Annotated in this window: 6 protein-coding genes; 3 read left to right on the top strand and 3 right to left on the bottom strand. The window is 69.8% G+C overall.

Features of this window, described 5'->3' with window-relative positions; translation table 11 throughout:
* From JAO81_RS41370 to JAO81_RS41360, 3 genes are all read right to left on the bottom strand, one after another.
* A partial coding sequence (locus JAO81_RS41370; protein ID WP_374194423.1) for an NADH-quinone oxidoreductase subunit C occupies positions 1-491 on the bottom strand: 491 nt, incomplete at its 3' end.
* A 20-nt stretch (positions 492-511) separates the two neighbouring features.
* Positions 512-1,180 (bottom strand): NADH-quinone oxidoreductase subunit B, encoded by a 669-nt coding sequence (locus tag JAO81_RS41365; RefSeq protein WP_199553164.1) that lies wholly within the window; start codon positions 1,178-1,180, stop codon positions 512-514.
* Complete coding sequence (locus JAO81_RS41360) at positions 1,171-1,596, bottom strand: NADH-quinone oxidoreductase subunit A (protein ID WP_165336459.1); 426 nt, start codon at positions 1,594-1,596, stop codon at positions 1,171-1,173. Before JAO81_RS41360 ends, JAO81_RS41365 begins: the two co-directional genes overlap by 10 nt.
* 167 nt (positions 1,597-1,763) lie before the next feature.
* On the opposite strand from JAO81_RS41360, the gene JAO81_RS41355 reads away from it, so the two are divergent.
* The 3 genes from JAO81_RS41355 to JAO81_RS41345 all read left to right on the top strand — a co-directional run bounded on the left by JAO81_RS41355 (position 1,764) and on the right by JAO81_RS41345 (position 5,380).
* The gene (locus JAO81_RS41355; protein ID WP_199553163.1) at positions 1,764-2,948 is read left to right on the top strand and encodes a sensor domain-containing protein; all 1,185 of its coding nucleotides are present in this window, start codon (positions 1,764-1,766) and stop codon (positions 2,946-2,948) included.
* Positions 2,949-3,127: 179 nt separating this feature from the next.
* Positions 3,128-4,498 carry a sensor histidine kinase gene (locus JAO81_RS41350; RefSeq protein WP_199553162.1) on the top strand — a complete coding sequence of 457 codons (1,371 nt, stop codon included), beginning with the start codon at positions 3,128-3,130 and terminating at the stop codon, positions 4,496-4,498.
* 222 nt (positions 4,499-4,720) lie between these two features.
* Positions 4,721-5,380, top strand: a complete 660-nt coding sequence (locus JAO81_RS41345; protein WP_307814230.1) for a response regulator transcription factor — start codon at positions 4,721-4,723, stop codon at positions 5,378-5,380.
* Positions 5,381-5,841 lie beyond the last annotated feature (461 nt).

Raw genomic sequence — 5,841 nt, 5'->3', positions numbered from 1 at the left:
CCGGCGAACCGCAGCACCTCCACACGGTCGTCCGGCATCCCGAGCTCGCGGGCGATGAGCACGGACGCCTTCACGACCCGTGCCGCGAGGACGAAGTCCTTGCGCAGCGGATGCCCCTCGAAGGTGTCGGGCAGCAGCAGCGGGTCGAGGCCGGGGTGCCCGGTGAAATCGACGCCGAACATCTCGTGCGTCTCGCGCTCGTGCCACCCGGCCCCCGCGTACACCCCGATCGCCGAGGCCAGCGTCGCGGCCTCGTGCGGGATCGTCGTACGGACGAGAAGGCGGCGTACGGGATGCAGCGCGGCCACATGGGCGCAGATACGGAAGCCGGTGCCCGGCTCGTCGACGGCGCTCAGCCAGTCGAAATACGTACAGCCCAGCCGATCGCGCGCCACGGTCAGCGCGGCGGTCCAGGAGCCGGCGGGCACGTCGACCGTCAGCAGGTCGTACGCCTCCTCGGCCGTCGCGTCCGGACCGAAAAGCTCGGTCACCTCACCAGGGAGCCATCCGGTCACCGCGCGCCCTCCCCCGAAGCCGAAGCCGAGTCCGAGGCCGAGGCCGGGTCCGAGGCCGGGACCGAAGCCGGGGCCGGGGGCGGCGAAACCAGACCGCTCTGGAGCGCCGCCGCCGAGGCCGGCGCATAGCGCTCGCCGAGCGACTCGCGCGCGATCTTCTCCTGCAGCTTGAGAATCCCCTGAAGCAGCGCCTCGGGCCGGGGCGGGCAGCCGGGCACGTACACGTCGACGGGGATGATCTGGTCGACACCCTTCGTCACGGAGTACGAATCCCAGTACGGGCCGCCGCAGTTGGAGCAGGCGCCGAAGGAGATCACGTACTTGGGCTCGGGCATCTGCTCGTACAGGCGCTTCACCGCGGGCGCCATCTTGTCCGTCACCGTGCCGGAGACGATCATCAGGTCCGCCTGGCGCGGGCCCGGCGCGAACGGGATCACACCGAGCCGGATGAAGTCATGGCGGGCCATGGACGCGGCGATGAACTCGATGGCGCAGCAGGCGAGGCCGAAGTTGAAGACCCACAGGCTGTAGCGGCGGCCCCAGTTGAGGACCACCTTCATGGGCTGCGGCGCGAGCCGGGCCAGCGGGCCCAGCTTCGGCGCCGGCAGATCCACGGGCCCGGGGGTCACGGGGGCGGGGGTCACAGGGGCGGGTGTCACGTCCATGCGAGGACGCCCTTCTTCCATGCGTACAGCAGCCCGATGGCGAGGAAGCCGAGGAAGAGGAACATCTCCACCAGCGTCGTCGCGCCGTATCCGGCCTTGGCGAAGACCGTGGCCCAGGGGAACAGGAAGATGGAGTCCACGGCGAAGATCACGTACAGGAACGAGTAGACGTAGTAGCGGACCTGCGTGTGGGCCCAGCCTTCGCCCACGGGGTCGACTCCGCACTCGTACGTCAGGAACTTCTCCTGCGTCGGTACGACAGGTCGAAGCAGCTTGCCCGCGCCGAACGCGACCGCGACGAAGAGAACGCCGACTACGGCGAGCAGCCCCACTACCGAATAACTGTCGAAGTAATCGGCGGCGAGAAGCGGTGAACTACCCGTTGGCTCCGGCACGTCCGGACCTCGCTCCCTCATCTCGCTGCAGCTGTCTGCGCCCCGTTCGACGATCTGTACGCACGGGAGTCTAGGGGTTGCCTCTCCAGGGGTGAGCAGGCCGTCGGCACGGAGGTGGGGTTTTCCCCAGTTGATCCGGGCGGCGGACCTCATGGCGGGGGCGCGCGCGACGCGGCACGCTTGGCGGCATGACCACACGTACCGCCGTACAGCGAGGGCCTGACCGCCTGCCGCCCGCACGTTTCGCCTTCGACGGGCAGACCTGGAAGGAGATCGCCCATCTGCTGATCAACTTTCCGCTCTCGCTGATCGGCTTTGTGTACGTGGTGACCGTGCTGTTCACCGGCGGGCTGCTGTCCGTGACGGTGATCGGCCTGCCGGTGCTCGCCCTCGGTCTGGCCGGCGCCCGGCTGCTCGGCCGCTGGGAGCGCGGCCGGGCCCGGCGGATGCTCGGGGTGCGGATCGAGGAGCCGAGCCCGCTGCCACGCCACGGCGACGGCCTGATGGCCCGGGTGTGGAACGGGCTGAAGGACCCGGTGGGCTGGCGTACGGTCCTGTACGCGTTCATACGGTTGCCGTGGGGTGTCTTCACCTTCGCCGTGACGCTGGTGTCGCTGTTCGTGTTGTGGCCGGTGCTGCCGTTCATCGCGCGGGCGCTGACCAACGCGGACCGGGCGATGGTGCGCGGACTCCTGTCGCCCTCCGACGAGTTGGAGCGGCGGATCGCCGAGCTGGAATCGGACCGGGGTGTCGTGATCGACACCGCGGCGGCGGACCTGCGGCGGATCGAACGCGATCTGCACGACGGCGCCCAGGCCCGGCTCGTCAATCTGGCGATGGGCCTCGGTCTGGCCAAGGAGAAGCTGCTCGAGGGCCAGGCCGACGACACCGTGGCCGACATGGTCGAGGCGGCGCACGGCGAGGTGAAGCTCGCTCTGCAGGAGCTGCGCGATCTGGCCCGCGGCATCCACCCCGCGATCCTCACCGACCGCGGCCTGGACGCGGCGCTCTCCTCCGTGGCGTCCCGGTGCACCGTGCCGGTGAAGGTCACGGTCGATCTGGCCGAGCGGCCGGCGCAGGCGGTCGAGGGCATCGCGTACTTCACGGTCTCGGAGCTGCTGCAGAACGTGAGCAAGCACAGCGGCGCGCGTACGGCGACGGTGGATGTGTGGCGGTCCGACACCCGTCTCCTGGTCCAGGTCGGCGACGACGGTCACGGGGGCGCGAACCTCGACGGCGGTACGGGCCTCGCGGGGCTCACTGAGCGGCTCGGGGCGGTGGACGGGCTGTTCGTGGTGGATTCGCCTCAGGGTGGACCCACGACGGTGACGGCCGAGGTGCCGTGGCGGGACCGGGACCGGGACCGGGGCTAGGGACTGACCTGTGCATCAGGTCCTGGGTCGAGCCGGAGCACGGAGCCCAGAGGTCCGGAGCCCGGAGGTAGGGAAAACCCCCGGGTCGAAACGGAGACGGGCCGCATGGTCTCCGGGGCCCCCGGACGGGAGGCTTGAAGAGCCGCAGCAGAGCGCAACTAGGAGAACGGACGACGCAGATGGCGACCGAATACGGACACCGGACCTGGTCCCAGTTCGCGGATGAGGACGACTACCCGAACGTCCCGGACCGCCGCGAGCCCGCGCGGCGTCATTTCCTGCCCCCCGCTCTGCGTGCGCCGATCGAGGCGCGGACCTGGCGGGAGTTCGGCTATCTGCTGCTCAGCCTGCCGATGTCCATCCTGACCTTCACGTACGCCGTCACGATGGTCTCGGTCGGCGCCGGCCTCCTGATCACCTTCCTCGGCATCCCGGTGCTCGCGGCCGGCCTCGCCGGACTGCGCGGACTCGGCGCCGTCGAGCGGGCGCGGGCCCGCGGGCTGCTGCACCTGGACGTGGAGAGCCCGGAGCCGCTGCGGCAGAAGAAGCAGGGCGCGATGTCGTGGATGGGCGCGGTGCTCAAGAGCGGCGCGTCCTGGCGGCATGTGCTGTACGCGCTCCTGCACTTCCCCTGGGCGATCTTCGGCTTCGTGGTGTCGGTGACGTTCTGGACCGTCGGGTGGAGCCTGTTCACCTATCCGGTGTGGCAGTGGGTCTTCCCGATGTACACCGGGCAGGGCGGCCTCCAGCTGTACGGGGACGAGAACCACCAGTTCTATCTGGACAACCCGTTCGAGATCCTCGTCACCTGTCTGATCGGTCTGCTGATCACGCTGATGACGCCCTGGATCATCCGCGCCCTGACCAGCGTGGACCGGCTGATGGTGCTCGGTCTGCTCGGCCCGTCCCGCCTGGTCACCCGGGTCGTGGAGCTGGAGTCGGACCGCGGTGTGGTCGTGGACACGGCGGCGGCGGACCTGCGGCGGATCGAGCGCGATCTGCACGACGGCGCCCAGGCCCGTCTGGTGACCCTGGCGATGGACCTCGGTCTGGCCAAGGAGAAGCTCAGGGAGGACCCGCAGGCCGCGGCCCGGATGGTCGACGAGGCGCACGGCGAGGTGAAGACCGCGCTGCAGGAGCTGCGCGATCTGGCCCGCGGGATCCACCCCGCGGTGCTCACCGACCGGGGTCTCGACGCCGCACTCTCCTCGCTGGCCGCGCGGTGCACGGTGCCGGTGCAGGTCGAGGTCGATCTGCCGTACCGGCCGGCGGCGGCCATCGAGGGCATCGCGTACTTCACGGTCTCGGAGCTGCTGCAGAACGTGAGCAAGCACTCCAAGGCGCGGCGGGCCACGGTCGATGTGTGGCGTTCGGAGAACCGGCTGATGCTGCAGGTCATGGACGACGGGATCGGCGGGGCCGGGCTCGGGCAGGGCTCCGGGCTCAGCGGGCTCGCGGAGCGGCTGGACGCGGTGGACGGTGTGCTCGCCGTGGATTCGCCCAAGGGCGGACCGACCTCGATCACGGCGGAGCTGCCCTGGCGGGGCTGAGACCCCGCCGACCGCGGCCCGCGCCCGGAAGGGGGCGGGCCCCACACCCACGTCCGGCCGCCCCCATGGGCACCGGCCGCACACCCACGTCCAGCCCCACCCGCCCCAGGCCGGCAAGCCCGCGTGCCCAAGGCGACCGCAGATCCCCCCGAACCCTGGGATGCTGGACGTACAAGCAAGTGCTGTGAAGGCCGGGGGGACGGACGGATCGTGGAGGACAGAGTGCGCGTGGTCATCGCCGAGGATTCAGTGCTGCTCAGGGAGGGCCTGACCCGGTTGCTGACCGACCGTGGGCATGACGTCGTGGCCGGCGTCGGCGACGGGGACGCACTGATCAAGACCATCGGCGAGCTGGCCGCGCAGAACGCGCTGCCGGACGTGGTCGTCGCCGACGTGCGGATGCCGCCGACCCATACCGACGAGGGCGTCCGCGCCGCCGTCCACCTGCGGGGAAAGCACCCGGACCTCGGTGTCCTGGTGCTTTCGCAGTACGTGGAGGAGCAGTACGCCACGGAGCTGATCGCGGGTTCGAGCCGCGGCGTCGGCTATCTGCTCAAGGACCGGGTCGCGGAGGTACGGGAGTTCGTCGACGCCGTCGTACGCGTCGCCCAGGGCGGCACCGCCCTCGACCCCGAGGTGGTCGCGCAGTTGCTCGGCCGCAGCCGTAAGCAGGATGTGCTCGCCGGGCTTACGCCACGCGAGCGCGAGGTACTCGGGCTGATGGCCGAGGGCCGTACGAACTCGGCGATCGCGCGGCAGCTTGTGGTGAGCGACGGAGCAGTCGAGAAGCACGTCAGCAATATCTTCCTGAAGCTCGGTCTCTCACCTAGTGACGGGGATCACCGTCGCGTACTGGCGGTCCTCACCTACCTCAATTCGTAGCGACCTGACACCCTGTCAGATACGAGAGCGGAGTCGGCCGGGACCGGGGGCGAAAACCCAGGCGGGACCGGAGGACCAGAACCAAAGGATGAGCAGAGAGCGTCTTCAGCGAAGGGGCCGGGGGTGATCTCATGGGGGCGGAAACAGGGACGAAGTCGGGCATCCGCGCGTCTCATTTGACCGTCCACTATCTGACCACCCCAGGGAAGGCGACCCTTACCGACGTAGGGTGGCCCTGGGAGGACCGGTCGGCCGGTCACTTCCGTGCCACAGCCTCGAGGGAGGTCCAGTTCAGTGACCAGCCAGGTCAGTAGCCCAGCCGAGCAGACCGACGGTGCCGTGGTCGGTGACGTTGTCGGTGAACAGCGCAAACCGTCCACGGAAAAAGAGGTCCGCCGTCTGGACCGGGTGATCATCCGGTTCGCGGGTGACTCGGGTGACGGTATGCAGCTGACGGGTGA

Origin of the sequence: Streptomyces sp. N35 (assembly GCF_016464295.1) — a bacterium.
Classification (GTDB): Bacteria; Actinomycetota; Actinomycetes; order Streptomycetales; family Streptomycetaceae; genus Streptomyces.
Note: the sequence above shows the minus strand (reverse complement) of the source record. Positions and strands in the feature narration are given on the sequence as shown.

Excerpts from the sequence above, each read along its gene's own strand:
- JAO81_RS41355 (WP_199553163.1), top strand. The coding sequence starts at position 1,764 with ATGACCACACGTACCGCCGTACAGCGAGGGCCTGACCGCCTGCCGCCC.
- JAO81_RS41365 (WP_199553164.1), bottom strand. The coding sequence starts at position 1,180 with ATGGACGTGACACCCGCCCCTGTGACCCCCGCCCCCGTGACCCCCGGG.
- JAO81_RS41350 (WP_199553162.1), top strand. The coding sequence starts at position 3,128 with ATGGCGACCGAATACGGACACCGGACCTGGTCCCAGTTCGCGGATGAG.
- JAO81_RS41360 (WP_165336459.1), bottom strand. The coding sequence starts at position 1,596 with ATGAGGGAGCGAGGTCCGGACGTGCCGGAGCCAACGGGTAGTTCACCG.